The organism is Janthinobacterium sp. P210006 (assembly GCF_036231885.1).
Classification (GTDB): Bacteria; Pseudomonadota; Gammaproteobacteria; order Burkholderiales; family Burkholderiaceae_D; genus Janthinobacterium; species Janthinobacterium violaceinigrum.
On the sequence record NZ_JAZARD010000004.1, the window covers coordinates 566,563 to 586,610 of the forward strand.

Consider the following 20,048-nt stretch of genomic DNA (forward strand, 5'->3'; position numbering starts at 1 on the left):
CGGCCTAGAAGCTGGAACCGGGCTGGCGCAGGAATGCCGCTTCTTCCGGCGTGGAAGGCCGGTCCAGAATGGCGTTACGGTGCGGGAAGCGGCCAAAGCGGGCGATCACTTCCTGGTGGCGCTGCGCATAATCGAGCATGCTCTCGAAACCGGGCTGCGCCTGCGACAGCAGCTGGAACAATTCGACGGCGCGCGCCTGCATGGCCAGGTCTTCCGCATGTTCGAACGGCAGGTAGACGAACGCGCGCAGCATGGACGGCAGCTGCCGGTCCTGTCCTGCCTGCGTCAGGGCGACGGCCAGCGCCAGCGCCTGGGCGTCGCCGGCAAACGCGCGCGGCGTGCCCCGATAGACGTTGCGCGTGAATTGATCAAGCACGATGAGACGCGCCAGCGCGCCGTGCGGCGTCGCTTCCCATTCGCGCAAGCCGCCCCCGATGGCGGCGTCGATCAGCGCGCCAAAACGCGCGCGTATCTGCGCGTCGTAGCCGTCATCCTTGCGGAACCATTCCATGCGCGACTGGCCATGGCCTGGCTTATCCGGCGGCAGGAACCAGAAATCGAGTACGTTTTGGGCCTGTGCGTCCATGTCCATCCTTTTCAGTTGCGTGCATGCGACAGCTGGAAGCCGGCGATGCCTTCGAAGGCGGCCAGTTCGGCCGACATGGCCGACAGGCTGGCGCCCGTATTCTTGCCATGCGCGATGGCGACGAAGCGCCATTCCTGCATGCCGTCCGTGCTGCCGATGGTCAGCGAACCGCTGGCGATGTCATAACCGCGCTTGGCGGCCATGCGCCGCAGCGCATCTTCGCGCGGAATAAAGCCCTGCCTGAAGCGCATGGTGATGGCCACCGCGTGGCGCGACGGCAGCCAGTTTTCCAGTTTTGACAGGAAGATCATCGCCATCGCGCACAAAAAGGCCAGGCCCATGGCCGACAGATAAAAGCCGATGCCGACCATGATGCCGATCACGGACGAGGCCCAGATCGAGGCGGCCGTCGTCAGGCCGCTGATATTGAAGCCTTCGCGCATGATGACGCCGGCGCCGAGAAAGCCCACGCCCGTGACGATGCCCTGGATGACGCGCGTGGGATCGCTGCCGACGATGGCGCCATGGCCGCCGTACCAGAACTCGGGATAGCCGCCCAGCACCGTCAGCGCGGCCGAGGCCATGCATACCAGGCTGTAGGTGCGCATGCCCGCCGCGCGCCCGTGATACGAGCGCTCGTAACCCACCAGCAAGCCCAGCAGCAGTGCGCCCAGCAGGTTCAGCAGGATCACGCCATTCGTCGCCAGCTCGGCCGGCGACCAGTAGGCGCGCAGGAAGTCGATGGTCGGCATTTAGTCCTGGGGCTTTTTCGTCAGCTGCTTTTCAAACGCCACGTCAAGCTTGCTGACGCGGCGCGCCTTTTGCGGTCCCAGGCCATTGACGAAGGCGACAAAGGCGTCCAGTTCCAGCGGCGGGCACAAAGGCGGCAAGCCCGGGCCTTCCGTGAGAAAGAACAGTTCATCGCCCGTGCGCGCCATCGTGTAGAGGCGGTGGCCGGTGCGTTCCTTGAGCCGCTCGATGGCGGAGGTGGCGCGGGTCGAGCGCATCAGATGGCTCCCGTGCGCTGTTCCAGCCACGCCAGCGCGTCGCCCGCCAGGTGCGGCGACAGGCGCGCACGCACGGTGGCGTGATAGTCGTTGAGCCAGGCCGCCTCGTCGTCGCGCAGCAGGCTGCGCTCCACGCAGCGCGTGTCGATCGGGCACAGGGTGAGGGTTTCGAAGCGCAAAAATTCGCCGAAGGGCGTCGTCCCCGCGGGAACGTTCAGCACCAGGTTCTCGATGCGGATGCCCCACTGGCCGGGCCGGTAGATACCCGGCTCCACGGAAGTGATCATGCCCGGCTCCATGGCCGTCTGCGGCTCCGGCATGGCGGACTGCGAAATCGATTGCGGCCCCTCGTGCACGTTGAGGAAAAAGCCCACGCCATGGCCCGTGCCGTGGCCGAAGTCGATGCCCTCGGCCCACAAGGGCGCGCGGGCGATCGAGTCCAGCATGGGCGACTTCACGCCGCGCGGGAACTGCGCGCGCGACAGCGCGATCATGCTGCGCAGGACCAGGGTGAAATCGCGCTTGTGCTCGGCCGTGATCGTGCCGACGGGAACCACGCGCGTGATATCCGTGGTGCCGCCCAGGTACTGGCCGCCCGAATCGATCAGCAGCAAGCCGTCGCCTTCGATGGTCGCCTCCGTGCCCGCATGGGCGTGGTAATGCATGATAGCGCCGTGTGCATTGAAGCCGGCGATGGTGCCGAAACTGGGGCTGACAAAACCGGCGCGGCGCGCGCGCGCGGCCGTCAGGTGTTCGTCGACGCCGATTTCCGTCAGCGGCGCGCGCTGCGGGTCGGCCAGGGTGGCATCGAGCCAGCTGAAAAACTCGCACAGGGCAGCGCCATCCTGTTCCATGGCCGCCCGCACATGCGCCGCTTCGCTGTCCGTCTTGCGCGACTTGGCCAGGGTAGTCAGGTTGATGGCTTCCACCACGCACACGCCGTCGGGCACGGCCTGGCGCGTGCCGAACGTGATGCGGCGCGGGTCCAGCAGCAAGGTGGCGCCCGCAGGCAGGGCGGCCAGCACGGCCGCCGCGCGGTCATACGCGGCCACGTCCACGCCTTCGCTCTCCAGGGTGGCGCGCAGGGCGGCCGGCAGCTTGCCGTCGGCGACGAACAGGGTGGCGCGCTCCGGTCCCACCAGCGCATGCGCGAGGAAGACGGGGTTGTAGCTGACGTCGGCGCCGCGCAGGTTGAACAGATACGCGATGTCGTCGAGCGTGGAAATCACATGGTGGCTGGCACCGTGGGCCGCCATGCCGGCGCGCAGGGCGTCCAGTTTCTGCGTGCGCGAAAGGGCCGGATACGCGGCCGCGTGCTCGTACACGGGCGCGGCCGGCATGGCCGGACGCTGCGGCCACACGGCTTGCAGCAGATCGGTATCCGTGCGCAGGGTCACTTGCGCGCCCAGCGCCTGCTGCAGCAGGCGCGCATTGGCCAGGCCCAGCACGGCGCCATCGACGGCCACCGTCTGCCCCGGCTGCATGGTCTCGCCCAGCCAGTCGATATACAGCACGCTGGCGCCGGACGGGATCTTCTTCAGGACGATGCCGCTGCCGGCCAGTTCGTCTTCCGCCTGTTCCCAGTAGCGGCCATCGGTCCACACACCGGCGAAATCCTGCGTGACGACCAGGGTGCCGACGGAACCCGTAAAGCCCGACAGCCACTCGCGGCCTTGCCAGCGGGCCGGCAGGTATTCGGACAAATGCGGATCGGCCGAAGGCACGATGCAGGCGTCGATGTGCTGCGCGCGCATGGCGCTGCGCAGTTGCGACAAACGGGAGGCGGGAGTGGATTGGTCAGGTGTCTGCATGGGGACGAAAAGAGCGGTGCTGGGAAGCGCCTATGATACCCCGATTAGCCCGGCGAAGGCACTGCGCGCCCGCAGCGCCCGGCCAACGTGCGCTAGGCGCGCCTGGCCAGGGCCTTTTCCGCCGGTTTCAGGTGGCGTTCGAGCTTTTTCCTGATGCCCGCGTGGCGCACCTGCTCCAGCGCCGTGCGCAGCGCCTGCAGGCTGGCCGGCGTGGGGATGGTTTCCACGCCATGGCCCAGGGCCATGGCCAGCGACTGCGATGGCGCGCTCCTGGCCGTGCCGGGCGCTACGCACGCCTGCGGCAGCAAGGTGGCGATGACGGGCGCAAACCAGCCATCGTCGCGGTAGGAGGCCACCCGCGCGGCGCGCGCCAGCACGCCGGAATCGGCTGTGGCAAAGGCCGCATCGGCCACATACGGCAGCTGGCCCGCATGGATGGCCGCCAGGTGGCACGCCGCCTCTTCCAGGATAAGGCGTGAAAAACCGGCATACGCGTCGTCGCCGGCCAGCACTTGCGCGGGATCCGTGTCGCCGATGTCGTCGCGGCTCCAGTGCCCGCTGTGCGGCGAGCGTGCCAGCGCCAGCAAGGAGGCGTCGCTCAGCTGCGGCAGCAGGGCCAGTTCGCGCAGGGTCAGCGGCATGGGCAGCAGGGCGTGGCGGGCCTGCATGGCCGCGTCCAGCCGCGCCAGGGCCTTGGCGCCGGCCAGGCGCGCCTGCAGAAACGATTGATAGTGCTGCTCCGTCAAGCGCCGCACGTCGTCCTGGGTCAGGTCATTCAGCATCGTCGGCCTCGTAGCGGCGCAAGCCATCGAGGTCCAGCACGCGGATGCCGCCGTAATCGAGGCGCAGCAAGCCTTTCTTTTCCAGCACCTGCAAGGCCTGGTTGGCGCGCTGGCGCGAGGAACCGGACAGCAGGCCGATCTCTTCCTGCGACAGCTGCACCAGGGTATCGACGCCCGGGTACAGATGCGAGTTGAACATCGAGGCCAGGCAGCGCGCCACGCGCGTGTTCAGGTCCAGCAGGCGCTCGTTTTCCACCATGCCGATGAACTGTCCCAGGCGTTCGTTCAGCTGCATCAACAGGAAGCGCGTAAACGGCAGACTCGTTTCCAGCAGCCAGTGGAAGGTGGTGCCGGGCAGGCGCGCCACGCGCGTGTCGCGCAGGGCCATGGTGTCGTATTTGCGGATTTCATTCTTCAGCAATGAACCTTCGCCGAACCAGCTGCCGGGCGGCACGCCGATGAAGGTCATGGCCTTGCCGGAGGCGGAAAAATTATTCATCTTGACCATGCCGCTGATGACGCCGATCCAGTTGTCCACCGGCTCGCCCTTGCGGCAGACAAAGCCGCCTTTCGGCACGAAGGTTTCAAACACATCCGCCTCCACCCGGGCCATTTGCACGGGATCGAGCAGCTGCGCCCAGTTGGCCGCGCGCACGGCATCCTTGAGGCTGATATCAGGGTTGGTCATTGTGCGATGCACCATCGAAAAGTGGGTAAATGTCCCCGAAAAGACAACTCGGCAAACTAACGCAAGCTACTATCATTGCACAAACGCCTTACACATAAAAAACACAGAGCGCCATCCAACGAGGTGGGGCCTGAGACAAGCAACAGGGAGACACTGGTGCAAACGAATACCACAGCAACCATGCCGACTTTTCCGCGGCGCTTATTGCAACACGGGACAGCACGATCCGACAAGCCCGCATTTCGCGAAAAATACCTGGGCATCTGGCAAACCTGGACCTGGCATGAGGTCAACGACGAAGTGCGCGCACTGGCCTGCGGCCTGGCCGCCATCGGCTTCCAGCGCGGCATGAACCTGGCCATCATCGGCGACAACCGGCCCCGCCTGTACTGGGCCATGCTGGCCGCGCAAAGCCTGGGCGGCGTGCCCGTACCGCTGTACCAGGACGCGCCGGCCGCCGACATGGCCTACGTGCTGCAGGACGCGGAAATCCGCTACGCCATCGTCGAAGACCAGGAGCAGGTCGACAAGCTGCTGGAACTGAAAAGCCTGTACCCGCACGTGGCCCACATCGCCTATGACGATGAACGGGGCATGCGCCACTACCGCCAGCCGGAGCTCACCTCCTTTGCCGCGCTGCAGGTGCTCGGCCGGGCCTACGACCGCGAACATCCGGGCTTTTATGACGCCGCCGTGGCAGCGGGCCATGGCAGCGATTCGGCCGTCATCCTGTACACCTCGGGCACCACGGGCAAGCCGAAGGGCGTGTGCCAGAGCCATACGGCGCTGCTGGCCGCCGGCGAAGGCGGCGTGGCCTTCGACAAGCTCACCGACGAGGAAGACATCCTGTCCTACCTGCCCATGGCGTGGGTGGGCGACTGCCTGTTCTCGCTGGCGCAGGCCATGGTGGCCGGCTTCACCGTCAACTGCCCCGAATCGGGCGACACGGTGATGATCGACATGCGCGAAATCGGCCCCACCTGCTACTTTGCGCCGCCGCGCGTGTTCGAGAACATGCTCACCAGCGTGATGATACGCATGGAAGACGCGAGCAGCATCAAGCGCCGCATGTTCAGCCATTTCATGGACGTGGCCAAGCGCTGCGGCGCGCAGATTTTGGATGGCAAGCCCGTGTCGCTGGCGGACCGCCTCAGCTACAAGCTGGGCGAACTGCTCGTCTACGGTCCCCTGAAAAACGTGCTGGGGCTGTCGCGCGTGCGCGTCGCCTACACGGCCGGCGCTGCCATCGGTCCCGACCTGTTCCGCTTCTACCGCTCCATCGGCGTCAATCTCAAGCAATTGTACGGTTCCACCGAAACCTGCGCCTATGTGTGCCTGCAGCCGGATGGCAATATCAAGTTCGACAGCGTGGGCCTGCCCGCGCCGGGCGTGGAAGTCAAGCTGGCGGCCAATGGCGAAGTGCTGGTGAAGTCGCCCGCCACCATGAGCGGCTACTTCAGGCGTCCTGATGCGACGGCCGAAGTGATCGACGACGACGGCTACTTTCATACGGGCGACGCGGGCGTGTTCGACGGCGAAGGCCACCTGAAGATCATCGACCGCGCGGCCGACGTGGGCAAGATGAATTGCGGCGCCATGTTCGCGCCCAACTACATCGAGAACAAGCTCAAGTTCTTCCCCTTCATCAAGGAAGTGGTGGCCTTCGGCCATGCGCGCGACCAGGTCTGCGCCTTCATCAATATCGACATCGAAGCGGTGGGCAACTGGTCCGAGCGGCGCGGCATCGCCTACTCCGGCTACACGGACCTGGCAGCGCGTGCCGAAACCTACGGCTTGATCCGCGACTGCATCGAGCAGGTCAACGCGGAACTGGCGGCCGACCCGCTGATGGACCGCACGCAGGTGCACCGCTTCCTGGTGCTGCACAAGGAACTCGACCCGGACGACGACGAGCTGACGCGCACGCGCAAGGTGCGCCGCAAATTCATCGCCGAAAAATACGCGGTGCTCATTTCTGCCCTGTATGAGGGCAAGGCAACGCAATACATCGAGACCCAGGTGAAATTCGAGGATGGCCGCCTTGGCTCGACCAGCGCCGACCTGCAGATCTGGGACAGCAAAACGTACCGGCCCCAGGGCCTGGCCGCATGATGGAGCACAGCACGATGCAAATGAACGAACTCGACGCCCATTTCGGCACGGCCCGCAAGACGGGTCCCGTCATCCTCGACCTGAAGAACATCTCGCTGTCGTTCGGCGGCGTGAAGGCGCTGACCGACATCTCATTCGACGTCAAGCAGCATGAAATCCGCGCCATCATCGGCCCGAACGGCGCGGGCAAAAGCTCGATGCTGAACGTGATCAATGGCGTGTACCGCCCGCAGCAGGGAGAAATCATCTACCGCGGCGAACACCGGCGCGGCATGGATTGCTACGCGGCCGCCAAGTCCGGCATCGCGCGCACCTTCCAGAACATCGCCCTGTTCAAAGGCATGACGGTGCTCGACAACATCATGACGGGGCGTAACCTCAAAATGAAGTCGAATTTCCTGCTGCAAGCCCTGTACTGGGGACCGGCGCGGCGCGAGGAAATCGAACACCGCAAGAAGGCCGAGGAAATCATCGACTTCCTGGAAATCCAGGCCATCCGCAAGACACCCGTGGGGCGCCTGCCCTACGGCTTGCAAAAGCGCGTGGAACTGGGCCGCGCCCTCGTGGCCGAGCCGGAAATCCTGCTGCTGGACGAACCGATGGCCGGCATGAACGTGGAAGAAAAGCAGGACATGTGCCGCTTCATCCTCGACGTCAACGACCAGCTGGGCACGACCATCGTGCTGATCGAGCACGACATGGGCGTGGTGATGGATATCTCCGACCGCGTCGTGGTGCTCGACTACGGCAAGAAGATCGGCGACGGCACGCCCGACGAGGTGCGCAGCAACCAGGATGTCATCAACGCGTATTTGGGTGGTGTAGCCGGGAATTCAGGCAGCACGCTGCCTGCCGGCGAAACGACCTGCCCGTAATCGGGCAGGGCTACGCACAACCCATTGGACAACTCATGAATATCAATTTTTTCTTTGAAGTGCTGATCGGCGGCCTGCTGTCGGGGGTCATGTATGCGCTGGTGGCGATCGGTTTTGTATTGATCTACAAGGCCTCGGGCGTGTTCAATTTTGCGCAGGGCGCGATGGTGTTTTTCGCTGCCCTCACCTGCGTAGGCATCATGGACAAGTTCGGCCTGTCGCTGTGGCTGGCCATCCCGCTGACGATGGTGACCATGATCGTGCTGGGCATGGCGATCGAACGGGTGGTCTTGCGGCCCCTCGTCAACCAGCCCGAGATCACGCTCTTCATGGCCACCATCGGCCTGACCTTTTTCATCGAAGGCCTGGCGCAGCTGATGTGGGGCTCACAGGTGCACAAGCTGGACCTGCCCATCGAAGACGTGCCGCTGCCCTTCCTGATGGACCATTTCAATATCATCGTCTCGCAGTTCGACGTGGTGGCGGCCGGCATCTGCGCGCTGCTGGTGATCTGTCTGGCCCTGCTGTTCTCGAAGACCAAGGTGGGCCGCGCCCTGCGCGCCGTCGCCGACGACCACCAGGCGGCGCTGGCCGTGGGCATTCCGCTGCAGCGCATCTGGGCCGTCGTGTGGGGCGTGGCCGGCCTGGTGGCCATGGTGGCGGGCTTGCTGTGGGGCGCGCGCAACGGCGTGCAGTTCGCGCTGACCTTCATCGCGTTAAAGGCGCTGCCGGTGCTGATCCTCGGCGGCTTTACCTCGGTGCCGGGCGCCATCGTCGGCGGCCTGATCATTGGCGCGTCGGAAAAGCTGGCCGAAGTCTACCTGGGCCCCATGGTGGGCGGCGGCATCGAAGGCTGGTTCCCGTATGTGCTGGCCCTGCTGTTCCTGCTGGTGCGCCCGGAAGGCCTGTTCGGCGAACGCATCATCCGGCGCATCTGACGCCGCAGCGCCGCACCATGCACACGCCGCACAACGCTATCGCTCCATCGCAAAGGACACGCCATGATTTACCGTGAAGCAGGACAATTCAAGACCAGCTACCAGGCTGACAACCAGATCTTTCCGATCCGCCAGGACCGCCTGGCGCTGACGGCCACGCTCCTCGTCGCCGTCTTCCTCCTGCCGTATTTCGCCTCGCCCTACCTGTTGTCGGCGATCCTGATTCCGTTCCTGATCTTCGCGCTGGCGGCACTGGGCCTGAACATCCTGACCGGCTACGCAGGCCAGCTGTCGCTGGGCACGGCCGCCTTCATGGCCGTAGGCGCCTTTGCCTCGTATAACTTCATGGCGCGCCTGCCGGGATTGCCGCTGCTGGTGTCGTTCATCCTGGGCGGCCTGTGCGCGGCCATGGTGGGCATCGCCTTCGGCCTGCCCTCCTTGCGCATCCGCGGCTTTTACCTGGCCGCGTCCACGCTGGCGACGCAGTTCTTCGTCGTCTGGTGCCTGACCAAGATCCCGTACCTGACCAACTACAGCTCCTCGGGCGTCATCACGGTGCAGAAGATGAGCATCCTGGGCTACCAGTTCGATACGCCACAAAGCAAATACCTGCTGGTGCTGGCCATCGTGGCCGGCATGGCGCTGCTGGCCAAGAACATGATCCGCTCGAACGTGGGCCGCTCGTGGATGGCCGTGCGCGACATGGACATGGCGGCCGAGGTGATCGGTTTCCGCCTGATGCGCACCAAGCTGCTGGCGTTTGCCGTCAGCTCCTTCTACTGCGGCGTGGCCGGCGCGCTGTATGCGTATGCCTATCTGGGCACGGTGGAACCGGAAGCGTACAACCTGGACCTGTCCTTCCGCATCCTGTTCATGATCATCATCGGCGGCGTCGGTTCGATCCTCGGTTCCTTCCTCGGCGCGGCCTTCATCGTGCTGCTGCCCGTCGTCCTGAACACCATCGCGCATGGCCTGGCATTGCCGACCAGCGTGGCCTCGAACCTGGAACTGATGGTGTTCGGCGCGCTGATCATCTTCTTCCTGATCGTCGAACCGCACGGCCTGGCCAGGCTGTGGCAGATCGCGAAAGAAAAGTTGAGACTCTGGCCCTTCCCCCATTAAGTTTTTGCAGTCGATGTCGGTTCACTTGAATACCAAATAAAACAAGAGGAGACACAATGAAACACATCAAATCGCTCATGCTGGCCGCCGCCATCGCCAGTGCCACGCTCACCATTGCCGGCAGCGCGCAGGCGCAGGACAAGGAACAGTACATCGCCCTGCCGTCCTACCGCGTGGGTCCTTACGCGGCCGGCGGCTCCGGTTTCTACGGCGGCATCATCGACTACTTCAACCTGGTCAACCAGGCCGGCGGCGTCAATGGCGTGAAGATCAGCTGGGAAGAATGCGAAACCGAATACAACCCGTCGCGCGGCGTCGAATGCTATGAACGCCTGAAAACCAAGCAGGGCGGCGCCACCCTGGTCGAAACCCTGTCCACGGGTGTCGCCTACGGCATCCTGGACCGCGTGGCGCAGGACAAGATTCCCATGACGATGATCGGCTACGGCCGCTCGGACGCGGCCAACGGCAAGGTCTTCCCGTATGTCTATCCGCTGATCTCCAGCTACTGGAGCCAGGCCGCCGGCATGATCAGATACCTGGGCGACAAGGATGGCGGCATGGACAAGCTGAAAGGCAAAAAAATCGTCCACCTGTACCACGATTCGGCCTTCGGCAAGGAGCCGCTGCCCGTGCTCGAAGCGCTATCGAAACAGTACGGCTTCGAACTGGTGAAAATTCCCGTCGCGCCGCCAGGCAGCGAACAGCAATCGCAATGGCTGCAGATCCGCCAGGCCAAGCCGGACCACGTGATCCTGTGGGGCTGGGGCGTGATGAACTCCGTTGCCATCAAGACGGCGCAACGCAACGGCTTCCCGCGCGACAAAATGCTGGGCGTCTGGTGGGCCGGCTCCGAGGAAGACACGATTCCATCGGGCGACGCGGCCAAGGGCTACACGGCGATGACGTTCAACACGCCGGGCAACTACCCCGTGCTCGACGACATCCGCAAGAAGCTCTACGCGTCCGGCAAGGGCAACCTGTCCGACCAGTCGCGCATCGGCTCCGTCTACCACATGCGCGGCGTGACGGCCGGCATCCTGTGGGTGGAAGCGATCCGCACGGCGCAGGAAAAATTCGGCAAGGGCAAACCGATCACGGGCGAGCAGATGCGCTGGGGCCTGGAAAACCTGAACGTCGACGATGCGCGCCAGAAGGCCGTCGGCGCGCTGGGCATGTTCCCCACCGTGAAGACCAGCTGCGACGACCATGAAGGCTCGGGCGCCGTGAAAGTGCAGCAGTGGGATGGCAAGAAGTGGACCGCCATCACGCCGAAGTGGATCGTCGGCGACAAGGCCCTGGTGCGCAAGCTGGTCGAGGAATCCTCGAACAAGTACGCGGAAGAGAAGAAGATCACGCCGGCGTGCATGAAGTAAATCGCTGCCGATGGTGGTGTCGGATTACGGCCTGCGGCCTGATCCGACCTACGCCGCATCCACGTAGGTCGGATTAGCGAAGCGTAATCCGACAGCATCGCCAACACATATGAAAACGAAGCAGCCATGACCCACACAGCCACGCAAACCCCGATCAAGCCGGACGCGCCGCCGCCCTACCTGTCGGTGAACAATATCGAAGTCATCTACGACCACGTGATCCTGGTCCTGAAAGGCGTGTCGCTGCAAGTCCCGCAAGGCAAGATCGTGGCGCTGCTGGGCGCCAACGGCGCCGGCAAGTCGACCACCCTGAAAACCATCTCGACCCTGCTGCGCGGCGAACGGGGCGACGTCACCAAGGGCGAAGTCCAGTTCAAGGGCGAGCGCGTGGACCAGTTGACGCCGAATGAGCTGGTGAAGCGGGGCCTGTCGCAAGTGATGGAAGGCCGCCACTGTTTCGGCCACCTCACCATCGAGGAAAACCTGCTGACGGGTGCCTACACGCGCAGCCTGTCGCGCGGCGAATTGAAGGAGGCGCTGGACAAGGTCTACCACTACTTCCCGCGCCTGAAAACCCGGCGCAGCAGCCAGGCCGGCTACACCTCGGGCGGCGAACAGCAGATGTGCGCCATCGGCCGCGCGCTGATGGCCAAGCCGTCGATGATCTTGCTGGACGAACCGTCGATGGGCATCGCGCCGCAGATCGTCGAAGAGATCTTCGGCATCGTCAAGGACCTGAACCACAAGGAAAACGTCTCCTTTTTGCTGGCCGAACAGAACACCAACGTGGCGCTGCGCTATGCCGACTTCGGCTACATCCTGGAAAACGGGCGCGTCGTGATGGAAGGGCAGGCGCAGGAACTGGCCAGCAACGAAGACGTCAAGGAGTTTTACCTGGGCGTGTCCAGCGCCGGGCGCAAGAGCTTCCGCGACATGAAGTTCTACCGCCGCCGCAAGCGCTGGCTGGCCTGACGCAGGAGTCAAAGCATGGACCTGGAACGGGCGAAGCAAGTGTGCCGCGGCTTTCCCGGCGCGACGCAAGACATCAAATGGACGAACGTGCTGGCGTTTTCCGTCGGTGGCCGGATGTTTGCGCTGTGCGGCGCGGAAGCGCACAGCACCCGGGGCATGAGCTTCAAGGTCGATGCGGAACGCTTTCTGGAATTGACGGACCGCCCCGGCATCCGCCCGGCGCCGTACCTGGCACGGGCCAAGTGGGTGCATATCGCCAGCCCCGATGCGCTCGACGACGGGGAAATGGCGGCCCTGCTGCACCGCTCATACAGCCTGATTTTTGCCAGGCTGACGAAAAAACTGCAACGTGACATTGGAGAATCCGCAACATGACCGATACGCTCGACAGTCTGGAAGCACGCGCCCCCGAAGAGCGCGAACGCGAATTGATGGCCGGCCTGCCGCAGCTGATCGCGCGCGCGCAAACGGCGCCGGGCTGGGCCCGCATCCTCGATGGCGTCAACGCCGCCGACATCACCAGCCGCGCCGCGCTGGCGCAACTGCCCGTGACGCGCAAGTCCGACCTCAAGCAATTGCAGCACGACGCCCTGCCGTTCGGCGGCTTGAACACGACGCCGAATAACGCGCTGTCGCGCGTGTTTGTCTCGCCCGGCCCCATCTTCGATCCGGAAGGCCGGGGCCCCGACTGGTGGCGCTTCGCGCGGCCCATGTATGCGGCCGGCGTGCGCGCCGGCGGCTTGCTGCAGAACTGCTTTTCCTACCACTTCACGCCGGCCGCCTTCATGGTCGAAGGGGGCGCCGCGCGCCTGGGCTGCACCGTCATCCCGGCCGGCATCGGCCAGACGGAAATGCAGGTGCAGGCGATGATGGATCTGAAGCCGGACACGTATATCGGCACGCCGTCCTTTTTAAAACTGATCATCGAGAAGGCGCGCGAAATGGGCGCCGACATCAGCAGCGTCACCAAGGCCGTGATGGGCGCGGAAGCCTTGCCCGAATCCCTGCGCAGCTGGTTTGCCGCGAACGGCGTGCCGCACGTGTTCCAGACCTATGCCTCGGCCGATATCGGCAGCATCGCCTATGAAACGGCCAGCAATGGCAAGCTCAATCCGGGCATGGTGATCGATGAAAACGTGCTGCTCGAAATCGTCCACCCGGGCAGCGGCATGCCCGTCGCGCCGGGCGAAGTGGGCGAAGTCGTCGTCACCGTCTTCAATGCCGACTATCCGCTGATCCGCTTTGCCACGGGAGACCTGTCGGCCGTGCTGACGGATGCGCCGGCGTCGCCGTGCGGGCGCACGAATACGCGCATCCGCGGCTGGATGGGACGCGCCGACCAGACCACCAAGGTGCGCGCCATGTTCGTGCATCCGTCGCAGGTGCATGAAATCGCGCGCCGCCACCCGCAGATCAGGAAGGCGCGGCTGGTGGTGTCCGGACGCATGGCCAACGACGAGATGGCTTTGCATTGCGAAGTCGACGATCCGCATGATGCCAGCGGCACCGAGGCCATCATCGGCTCGATCCGCGAACTGACCAAGCTGCGCGGCGAGGTGGTGCTCGTGGCCGTGGGCAGCCTGGCGCAGGATGGCAAGATCATCGACGACATGCGCGATTACAAATAAGGCCGATTTGCGGGATAATACCGGCATTGACCATCAGCCCCATTCATCGCCATGCAAGAGTCCATGCAAGAATTTCATCACAACCGTGCCCGTGACCTGATCAAGAACGCGGAACTGCTGTTCGACCAAGATACCGTGCAGGCGTCGATCACGCGCATGGCCGATGTGCTCAACACGCGCTTCAACGCCGAGGATTCGCAGGAATTCCCGCTGGTGCTGGGCGTGATGGGCGGCGCCGTCGTGTTTACGGGCAACCTGCTGCCGCAGCTGAGCTTTCCGCTCGAATTCGACTACATCCACGTCAGCCGCTACGGCGACGACGACAAAGGTGGCGAAGTGGTGTGGAAAGTCATCCCCCGCTCGAATGTAGCGGGCCGTACCGTCATCGTGCTCGACGACATCCTGGACGAAGGCGAAACCCTGGCGCACGTCAAGCAACGCTTGCTGGACATGGGTGCCTCCGAAGTGATCCTGGCCGTGTTTGCCGACAAGGCCATCGGCAAGAAAAAGCCCGTGCAAGCCGATATCGTCGGCCTGGTGATCCCGAACCGCTTCGTCGTCGGCTTCGGCATGGATGCGTATGGCTACTGGCGCAACCTGCCGGGCCTGTGGGCCATCAAGCCCGAGGATTTGAAGCAGGAGTGATTCATGATGGTAGTCGGATTACGCTGCGCTAATCCGGCCTACGCCACCAGGTTCGAGCAGGTCGGATTGGCGCGCAGCGCGTCATCCGACATCCTCACCAACGTTACAGCTTCAGCCGCGCGCGCGCCGCATCGTATTCGGCCTTCAGGCGCGCCACCATCTCTTCGACGCTCGGCACGTCATCCATCAAGCCCACGCCCTGGCCCGCGCCCCAGATGTCGCGCCAGGCCTTGGCGCTGCCCGAGCCAAAATTCATCGAACTCTTGTCCGCTTCGGGCAAGGCTTCCGGATCGAGTCCGGCCGCGACGATCGATTTCTTCAGATAGTTGCCGTGCACACCGGTAAACAGGTTCGTGTAGACGATGTCCGCCGCGCTGGAATCGACGATGGCGTCGCGGTAGCCGTCGCTGACGTTCGATTCCTTGGTGGCCAGCCAGCGCGAGCCGATGTAGGCAAAGTCCGCGCCCATCGCCTGCGCGGCCAGCACGGCGTCGCCCGTGGCGATGGAGCCCGACAGCGCCAGCGGACCGTCAAAGAATTTGCGCACTTCGCCTACCAGCGCGAACGGCGACAGGGTGCCCGCATGGCCGCCGGCGCCGCTGGCCACCAGGATCAGGCCATCGACACCCGCCTCCAGCGCCTTTTTCGCGTGGCGGATCGAGATCACGTCATGCAGCACGATGCCGCCATAGCTGTGGATGGCGTCGAGCATTTCCTTGGGCGGCGCGCGCAGCGAGGAAATGATGATGGGGATCCGGTGTTTCACGCACACTTCCACGTCATGCGCGAGGCGGTCGTTCGACTGGTGCACGATCTGGTTGACGGCGATCGGTCCCACTTTCTTGTCGGGATTGGCGGCCTGGAAGGCGGCCAGTTCGGCCTGCAGCTCCGTGAGCCAGGTGTCGAGCAGTTCGGCGGGACGCGCGTTCAGGGCGGGAAAGGATCCGACGATGCCGGCCTTGCACTGCGCCGCGACGAGGGCCGGGCCGCTGGCGATGAACATCGGCGACGCGATAACGGGTAAGGAGAGGTTTTGCAACGCAACAGGCAATGCCATGGCGGACTCGCTGGAAAGTTGATCGGACGTAAAAAAACACTGAACGTTGATTATAGTGCAGAAAAAGTACGATCGTGCTGAATTTATCGCGCCCGCGCGTCACCCCTCGTTAAGCAAGTACTCACCCTCGACGCGTGCCGCTGCAGCCCTCAGCAGTTGCGAGACGGCCCATTCGGCCAGCGCGGCCGTTTCCTGGCGCAGGAAGCGCCGGTTGGCCTCTTCAAAGATGGGCATGCCGCGCAGCAGCGCGGGTATCTCGGCAAGGGCGATGCGCTGGCGTTCCAGCAGCAGGAATTTCAGCAGCACTTTCACCGCATTCTGCGCGTTGCGCACGGGGTCGGACGCCAGGTAGTCGAGGCGCGAATACGCGCGCTGCAGGGCGCCGGCGGCGTCCTGGAACGGCCGCCCGTGGCCGGGGATCACCACGCGCACGTCCAGGCTGGCGATCAGGTCCAGGGTGGCGCGCGCTTCAGGAAAGCCGGAGCCGCCATCGAGTTCGGGGAAGATCACGCCAAAGCCGTTTTCCCACAGGGCGTCGGCGGAAATGAGGATGCCTTCCTGGGGGCAGTAAAAGATCAGCGAGTGCGGGTCGTGGCCCGGCGCGCCCAGCGCTTGCCAGGCCATGTCGGCCAGGGTGAAGGTGTCGCCCGGCGAGACGGTGGCGTCGAAGCCGAAGCGCGGACATTGCTGGCCCGTGGCCTGGAAGCTGAGGGCGTCGACGTCCCACGCCCCCACCTTGTCTGCTTCCGACGCGGGAATGGCCGTATGGCAGCCATATGCGGCTTGCAGCAGCGCGTTGCCGCCGCAATGGTCGGAGTGCAGGTGCGTATTGAACAAGCGGTCCAGCGGCCGGCCGGCCAGGCTATGGCGCAGCAGGGCCAGGGTTTGCGGCGCATGCGTGACATAGCCGCTGTCGATCAGGGCCGTGTCGTCCCTGCCCTGGAACAGGATGTTATTCGACGACAGCCAGCCGCGTTCGAACACCTGAATGGAATCGGGGAACAGCGCTGGCGATCGCGGCATGGGCGTCCTCAGTAGTCGGGTTCGAAATCGAGCAGGGATACACGGCCCGGCAATTCGGCCCACACGGCGCGCTTGAAGTCGTCGTCGGCCTTGCTCCAGGCGATGATCTCGTCGAGCGTGCGCAAACAGCCTTCGCACAAGCCGCTGCCGCGGTTCATCTTGCACAGGCTGACGCAGGGCGACGGTACCGGTGACGGCAAGGGGAGCGGAACGGCTGGCGGAGTATCGACCATCATGGAGCGGCATCGGTAAACGTGAAGGCTTTCATTATGCCGCGAAACCACGCGGGCGAGTCGGCGGCATCGCCATGCAATGTTTCCGTGCATATATTTTCTAAAGAAAACATGACGAAAAATGCATGCTTCGAAAATATATTTTACGTGACATTCTCACTCTGCGGCGGCCCATCCTGCGCCCCGATCGGGCCAGATCGCGCTTGACTTGAGGTGTTTCAGAACTATACTACCATCCATACAGATGGCAAATGGATGCCACATGGAGTTTTTGGAGACTTATGGCCAAGCAAGACAGCAAGCCCAAAATTGGGGAATCCGAGAAAATCACGATCAACCTCGGTTTGATCGACCTGGGGCAGATCGATCTGCTGGTCCAGGAGGGATTTTATTCCAACCGCACGGATCTGATCCGTACGGCCATACGCAACCAGCTGGGTACGCACGCCGACGTGGTGAAACAGACCGTCGCCCGTAAAAGCCTGGTATTGGGCATGCAGCACTATTCGCGCGCCGACCTGGAAGCGATCCAGGCAGCCGGCCAGCGCCTGCAAATCCAGGTGCTGGGACTGGCCAGCATCGCCAGCGACGTCTCCGTGGAACTGGCACTGGCCACCATCGAGTCTATTTTCGTATTAGGTGCCCTGCATGCCAGCACCGTCGTCAAGACGGCGCTCGCAGGGCGAATTCACTAGCGTATCGGTTCGCGGCGATGACCCGGCCGATGCGCGGCACCGTTAAGGATGGTCATGAAACTACCTCTCAACATGCTGGCGCACATGCGCGCCGCAACCCGCAATCTGATGGGCCAGGGGCCCGCCGCCGCCACCGAAGCCATCCAGCAGGCGCTGGCCGCCGCTGGCCTGGCGCCGCAGGCAGCCGCGCCGCAGCCACCGCCACCGCAGCCGATGCGCGACATCAATCCGCCACCGGCGCCTGCAGCAGGCGCCCAGCCGCAAGCGGCCGCCGCACCGGAAACGCCAGCCGCGCCGCCCACGCCCGCGCAGGCGGCGCAGGACTTCGCGCAGGATTTCATGGCGCGCCTGGGCGTGCCCGTGGGCCTGGGGCAGCACGGCTTCGACATGCCCAGCTTCGAGCTGCCGAATTTTCATCCGCCCGGCTTCAACGCGCCGGCCACGGCGCCGGCGGACATGCCCGCTGGCGCGCAGTTCATCGATGGCGTGTACCGCAACCATGCGGGCACGCGTTCGTACAAGCTGTATATCCCCAGCAGCTATCACGGCCAGGCCATGCCGCTGATCGTCATGCTGCACGGCTGCACGCAGAACCCCGACGATTTCGCCGCCGGCACGCAGATGAATGCGCTGGCCGAAGAAAAGGAGTGTTTTGTCGTCTACCCGGCGCAGACGCAGGGCGCCAACAGTTCGCGCTGCTGGAACTGGTTCAATGCCATCGACCAGCAGCGCGACCAGGGCGAGCCGTCGCTGATCGCCGGCATCGCCCAGCAGGTCATCGACGAATACCCGGTCAATGAGCGCGCAGTGTTCGTCGCCGGCCTGTCGGCGGGCGGCGCCATGGCCGTCATCGTCGGCACCCTGTATCCGGACGTGTTTTCCGCCGTCGGCGTGCATTCGGGTCTGCCCTTTGCCTCGGCACAGGACTTGCCGTCGGCGCTGGCCGCCATGAAAGGCGGCGCCATGCCCAATGCCCAGCGCCAGGCGCCGGCGGGCGGCGTGCCCATCATCGTCTTCCACGGCGACCGCGACACCACCGTCAACCCGCGCAATGGCGATGAACTGATCGCCCAGGGCGTGCGCAGCCAGGCCGGCGGCAAGGCCGCCAGGGCCGATTCCATCGATGGCAGCGTGCCGAATGGCCACCGCTATACGCGCACCACGCACCGCCAGGCCGACGGTTCGCCGCTGGGGGAACACTGGGTGATCCACGGCGCCGGCCACGCGTGGTCGGGCGGCAGCGGCAGCGGCAGCTATACGGACGGCAAGGGCCCGGACGCCAGCCGCGAGATGCTGCGCTTCTTCAAAACCGTCAGCTGAACCGTCAGCTGATTTTGTCGGCAAACGGCGCCACCTGCCGCTGCTTGTCGGCGATCTCGCACACGCCGTCGGCATAGCGGTTGGAGATGGCGATGAACTGGTCCTGGATTTCCAGGAAAGCGTCGACGATCTCGGCGTCGAAGTGCGAGCCGCGCCCCTCGACGATGATCTGCACGGCCTGCGCATGGTCCATGCCCTGCTTGTAGATGCGCCGGCTGATCAGGGCGTCATACACGTCGGCCAGCGCCATCAGGCGCGCCGAAATCGGGATGTCTTCGCCGGCGAGCCCTTGCGGGTAGCCGCTGCCATCCCATTTTTCATGGTGGCTGTAGGCGATCTCTTTCGCGTACTTGAGGAAATCGACTTCGATGCCCAGCTCGTGTTCGGCCGCCAGGATGGCGTCGCGCCCCAGGGTGGTGTGCGTCTTCATGATGGCCATTTCGTGCGGCTCGAAACGCCCCGGCTTGAGCAGGATATGGTCGGGGATGCCCACCTTGCCGATGTCGTGCAGCGGTGCCGTCTTGAACAGCAGTTCGATATTCTTGTCCGTCAAAAAATCGCGGAAGCGCGACAAGCCGCGCACCTTCTCGGCCAGCGCCTTCAGGTAGTGCGAGGTGCGGCGGATATGGTTGCCCGTCTCGCTGTCGCGCGTCTCGGCCAGCGAAGCCATGGCGTGGATGGTGACATCCTGCAGCGCCTTGACTTCCTGCACGCGGCGTTCCACCTCCGTTTCCAGGTACTGGTTCTGGTCGCGCAGGAAATCCTGCATCTGCTTCATCGCCAGTTGCGTCTTGATGCGCGCCAGCACGATGGGCGCCGAAATCGGCTTGGTGATGTAGTCGACGGCACCCAGGGCCAGGCCCAGCTGCTCGTCGGCCACTTCGCTCATGGCGGTGACAAAAATCACGGGAATGGCGGCCGTGGCGGGATCGGCCTTCAGCGCGCGGCACACGTCGTAGCCGCTCATGCCCGGCATCATGATGTCGAGCAGGATCAGGTCGGGCTGGTCGCTGCCGGCGGCGATCTTCAGCGCGCGCTCGCCATTGACGGCAATCTTGGTGCGGTAATCGTCTTCCAGCACCGCGCGCAGCAGGTCGATATTGTCTGGCGTGTCATCGACCACCAGGATGGTTGGCTTGCTTGCCGGCGCTCTCATGCCCGTCCTTCGCTTTGCATAG

Annotated in this window: 21 protein-coding genes; 11 read left to right on the top strand and 10 right to left on the bottom strand. The window is 64.3% G+C overall.

Annotated features, from left to right (window positions below):
• Positions 1–4 precede the first annotated feature (4 nt).
• From VPH41_RS22315 to VPH41_RS22340, 6 genes are all read right to left on the bottom strand, one after another.
• Positions 5–592, bottom strand: a complete 588-nt coding sequence (locus tag VPH41_RS22315) for a DUF924 family protein (RefSeq protein WP_328571528.1) — start codon at positions 590–592, stop codon at positions 5–7.
• 5 nt (positions 593–597) lie between these two features.
• Positions 598–1,338 carry an MgtC/SapB family protein gene (locus VPH41_RS22320; protein WP_152281854.1) on the bottom strand — a complete coding sequence of 247 codons (741 nt, stop codon included), beginning with the start codon at positions 1,336–1,338 and terminating at the stop codon, positions 598–600.
• Positions 1,339–1,593, bottom strand: coding sequence for a hypothetical protein (locus VPH41_RS22325; protein WP_077398459.1), 255 nt, complete (start codon positions 1,591–1,593; stop codon positions 1,339–1,341). It lies immediately after the preceding gene.
• Positions 1,593–3,404, bottom strand: coding sequence for an aminopeptidase P family protein (locus VPH41_RS22330; RefSeq protein ID WP_328571529.1), 1,812 nt, complete (start codon positions 3,402–3,404; stop codon positions 1,593–1,595). Before VPH41_RS22330 ends, VPH41_RS22325 begins: the two co-directional genes overlap by 1 nt.
• A 92-nt stretch (positions 3,405–3,496) precedes the next feature.
• On the bottom strand, positions 3,497–4,186 hold the full coding sequence (locus VPH41_RS22335) for a hypothetical protein (RefSeq protein WP_328571530.1): 690 nt from the start codon (positions 4,184–4,186) through the stop codon (positions 3,497–3,499).
• On the bottom strand, positions 4,176–4,874 hold the full coding sequence (locus VPH41_RS22340; RefSeq protein ID WP_152281851.1) for a Crp/Fnr family transcriptional regulator: 699 nt from the start codon (positions 4,872–4,874) through the stop codon (positions 4,176–4,178). Before VPH41_RS22340 ends, VPH41_RS22335 begins: the two co-directional genes overlap by 11 nt.
• A gap of 180 nt (positions 4,875–5,054) precedes the next feature.
• On the opposite strand from VPH41_RS22340, the gene VPH41_RS22345 reads away from it, so the two are divergent.
• The 9 genes from VPH41_RS22345 (at position 5,055) to VPH41_RS22385 (ending at position 14,542) form a co-directional block, all read left to right on the top strand.
• Positions 5,055–6,986, top strand: coding sequence for an AMP-binding protein (locus VPH41_RS22345; protein WP_328571531.1), 1,932 nt, complete (start codon positions 5,055–5,057; stop codon positions 6,984–6,986).
• A gap of 14 nt (positions 6,987–7,000) precedes the next feature.
• Complete coding sequence (locus tag VPH41_RS22350; RefSeq protein WP_226939077.1) at positions 7,001–7,861, top strand: ABC transporter ATP-binding protein; 861 nt, start codon at positions 7,001–7,003, stop codon at positions 7,859–7,861.
• A gap of 41 nt (positions 7,862–7,902) precedes the next feature.
• Positions 7,903–8,799: a branched-chain amino acid ABC transporter permease gene (locus VPH41_RS22355; RefSeq protein ID WP_328571667.1), complete on the top strand. Its 897-nt coding sequence runs from the start codon at positions 7,903–7,905 to the stop codon at positions 8,797–8,799.
• A 63-nt stretch (positions 8,800–8,862) separates the two neighbouring features.
• Positions 8,863–9,921 carry a branched-chain amino acid ABC transporter permease gene (locus VPH41_RS22360; RefSeq protein ID WP_328571532.1) on the top strand — a complete coding sequence of 353 codons (1,059 nt, stop codon included), beginning with the start codon at positions 8,863–8,865 and terminating at the stop codon, positions 9,919–9,921.
• Positions 9,922–9,977: 56 nt separating this feature from the next.
• Positions 9,978–11,297: an ABC transporter substrate-binding protein gene (locus VPH41_RS22365; protein ID WP_328571533.1), complete on the top strand. Its 1,320-nt coding sequence runs from the start codon at positions 9,978–9,980 to the stop codon at positions 11,295–11,297.
• A gap of 126 nt (positions 11,298–11,423) precedes the next feature.
• Complete coding sequence (locus VPH41_RS22370; RefSeq protein WP_287776268.1) at positions 11,424–12,269, top strand: ABC transporter ATP-binding protein; 846 nt, start codon at positions 11,424–11,426, stop codon at positions 12,267–12,269.
• 15 nt (positions 12,270–12,284) lie between these two features.
• Positions 12,285–12,644, top strand: a complete 360-nt coding sequence (locus VPH41_RS22375; RefSeq protein ID WP_328571534.1) for an MmcQ/YjbR family DNA-binding protein — start codon at positions 12,285–12,287, stop codon at positions 12,642–12,644.
• Positions 12,641–13,897, top strand: a complete 1,257-nt coding sequence (locus VPH41_RS22380; protein WP_328571535.1) for a phenylacetate--CoA ligase family protein — start codon at positions 12,641–12,643, stop codon at positions 13,895–13,897. The genes VPH41_RS22375 and VPH41_RS22380 overlap by 4 nt, the downstream gene beginning before the upstream one ends.
• A gap of 63 nt (positions 13,898–13,960) precedes the next feature.
• Entirely contained in the window at positions 13,961–14,542 is a 582-nt protein-coding gene (locus tag VPH41_RS22385; protein WP_152257633.1) for a hypoxanthine-guanine phosphoribosyltransferase, read from the top strand.
• A 103-nt stretch (positions 14,543–14,645) separates the two neighbouring features.
• Here VPH41_RS22385 and VPH41_RS22390 read toward each other — a convergent pair whose 3' ends face one another.
• From VPH41_RS22390 to VPH41_RS22400, 3 genes are all read right to left on the bottom strand, one after another.
• Entirely contained in the window at positions 14,646–15,599 is a 954-nt protein-coding gene (locus VPH41_RS22390; protein ID WP_141171296.1) for an NAD(P)H-dependent flavin oxidoreductase, read from the bottom strand.
• Between the two features lie 99 nt (positions 15,600–15,698).
• On the bottom strand, positions 15,699–16,622 hold the full coding sequence (locus VPH41_RS22395; RefSeq protein WP_328571536.1) for an MBL fold metallo-hydrolase: 924 nt from the start codon (positions 16,620–16,622) through the stop codon (positions 15,699–15,701).
• An 8-nt stretch (positions 16,623–16,630) separates the two neighbouring features.
• Positions 16,631–16,858, bottom strand: a complete 228-nt coding sequence (locus VPH41_RS22400) for a DUF1289 domain-containing protein (protein ID WP_413541548.1) — start codon at positions 16,856–16,858, stop codon at positions 16,631–16,633.
• Positions 16,859–17,136: 278 nt separating this feature from the next.
• Between VPH41_RS22400 and VPH41_RS22405 the strand changes: the two genes are divergently transcribed.
• Positions 17,137–17,550, top strand: coding sequence for a CopG family transcriptional regulator (locus VPH41_RS22405; RefSeq protein ID WP_034752801.1), 414 nt, complete (start codon positions 17,137–17,139; stop codon positions 17,548–17,550).
• Positions 17,551–17,604: 54 nt separating this feature from the next.
• Positions 17,605–18,870 carry an extracellular catalytic domain type 1 short-chain-length polyhydroxyalkanoate depolymerase gene (locus VPH41_RS22410; RefSeq protein ID WP_328571537.1) on the top strand — a complete coding sequence of 422 codons (1,266 nt, stop codon included), beginning with the start codon at positions 17,605–17,607 and terminating at the stop codon, positions 18,868–18,870.
• Between the two features lie 4 nt (positions 18,871–18,874).
• Here VPH41_RS22410 and VPH41_RS22415 read toward each other — a convergent pair whose 3' ends face one another.
• On the bottom strand, positions 18,875–20,026 hold the full coding sequence (locus VPH41_RS22415; RefSeq protein ID WP_328571538.1) for a response regulator: 1,152 nt from the start codon (positions 20,024–20,026) through the stop codon (positions 18,875–18,877).
• Between the last annotated feature and the right edge of the window lie 22 nt (positions 20,027–20,048).

Bases quoted from the DNA above. Each gene is read 5' to 3' on its own strand.
- VPH41_RS22315 (WP_328571528.1), bottom strand. From the start codon at position 592: ATGGACATGGACGCACAGGCCCAAAACGTACTCGATTTCTGGTTCCTG.
- VPH41_RS22320 (WP_152281854.1), bottom strand. From the start codon at position 1,338: ATGCCGACCATCGACTTCCTGCGCGCCTACTGGTCGCCGGCCGAGCTG.
- VPH41_RS22325 (WP_077398459.1), bottom strand. From the start codon at position 1,593: ATGCGCTCGACCCGCGCCACCTCCGCCATCGAGCGGCTCAAGGAACGC.
- VPH41_RS22330 (WP_328571529.1), bottom strand. From the start codon at position 3,404: ATGCAGACACCTGACCAATCCACTCCCGCCTCCCGTTTGTCGCAACTG.
- VPH41_RS22335 (WP_328571530.1), bottom strand. From the start codon at position 4,186: ATGCTGAATGACCTGACCCAGGACGACGTGCGGCGCTTGACGGAGCAG.
- VPH41_RS22340 (WP_152281851.1), bottom strand. From the start codon at position 4,874: ATGACCAACCCTGATATCAGCCTCAAGGATGCCGTGCGCGCGGCCAAC.
- VPH41_RS22345 (WP_328571531.1), top strand. From the start codon at position 5,055: ATGCCGACTTTTCCGCGGCGCTTATTGCAACACGGGACAGCACGATCC.
- VPH41_RS22350 (WP_226939077.1), top strand. From the start codon at position 7,001: ATGCAAATGAACGAACTCGACGCCCATTTCGGCACGGCCCGCAAGACG.
- VPH41_RS22360 (WP_328571532.1), top strand. From the start codon at position 8,863: ATGATTTACCGTGAAGCAGGACAATTCAAGACCAGCTACCAGGCTGAC.
- VPH41_RS22365 (WP_328571533.1), top strand. From the start codon at position 9,978: ATGAAACACATCAAATCGCTCATGCTGGCCGCCGCCATCGCCAGTGCC.
- VPH41_RS22370 (WP_287776268.1), top strand. From the start codon at position 11,424: ATGACCCACACAGCCACGCAAACCCCGATCAAGCCGGACGCGCCGCCG.
- VPH41_RS22375 (WP_328571534.1), top strand. From the start codon at position 12,285: ATGGACCTGGAACGGGCGAAGCAAGTGTGCCGCGGCTTTCCCGGCGCG.
- VPH41_RS22380 (WP_328571535.1), top strand. From the start codon at position 12,641: ATGACCGATACGCTCGACAGTCTGGAAGCACGCGCCCCCGAAGAGCGC.
- VPH41_RS22385 (WP_152257633.1), top strand. From the start codon at position 13,961: ATGCAAGAATTTCATCACAACCGTGCCCGTGACCTGATCAAGAACGCG.
- VPH41_RS22390 (WP_141171296.1), bottom strand. From the start codon at position 15,599: ATGGCATTGCCTGTTGCGTTGCAAAACCTCTCCTTACCCGTTATCGCG.
- VPH41_RS22395 (WP_328571536.1), bottom strand. From the start codon at position 16,622: ATGCCGCGATCGCCAGCGCTGTTCCCCGATTCCATTCAGGTGTTCGAA.
- VPH41_RS22400 (WP_413541548.1), bottom strand. From the start codon at position 16,858: ATGATGGTCGATACTCCGCCAGCCGTTCCGCTCCCCTTGCCGTCACCG.
- VPH41_RS22405 (WP_034752801.1), top strand. From the start codon at position 17,137: ATGGCCAAGCAAGACAGCAAGCCCAAAATTGGGGAATCCGAGAAAATC.
- VPH41_RS22410 (WP_328571537.1), top strand. From the start codon at position 17,605: ATGAAACTACCTCTCAACATGCTGGCGCACATGCGCGCCGCAACCCGC.
- VPH41_RS22415 (WP_328571538.1), bottom strand. From the start codon at position 20,026: ATGAGAGCGCCGGCAAGCAAGCCAACCATCCTGGTGGTCGATGACACG.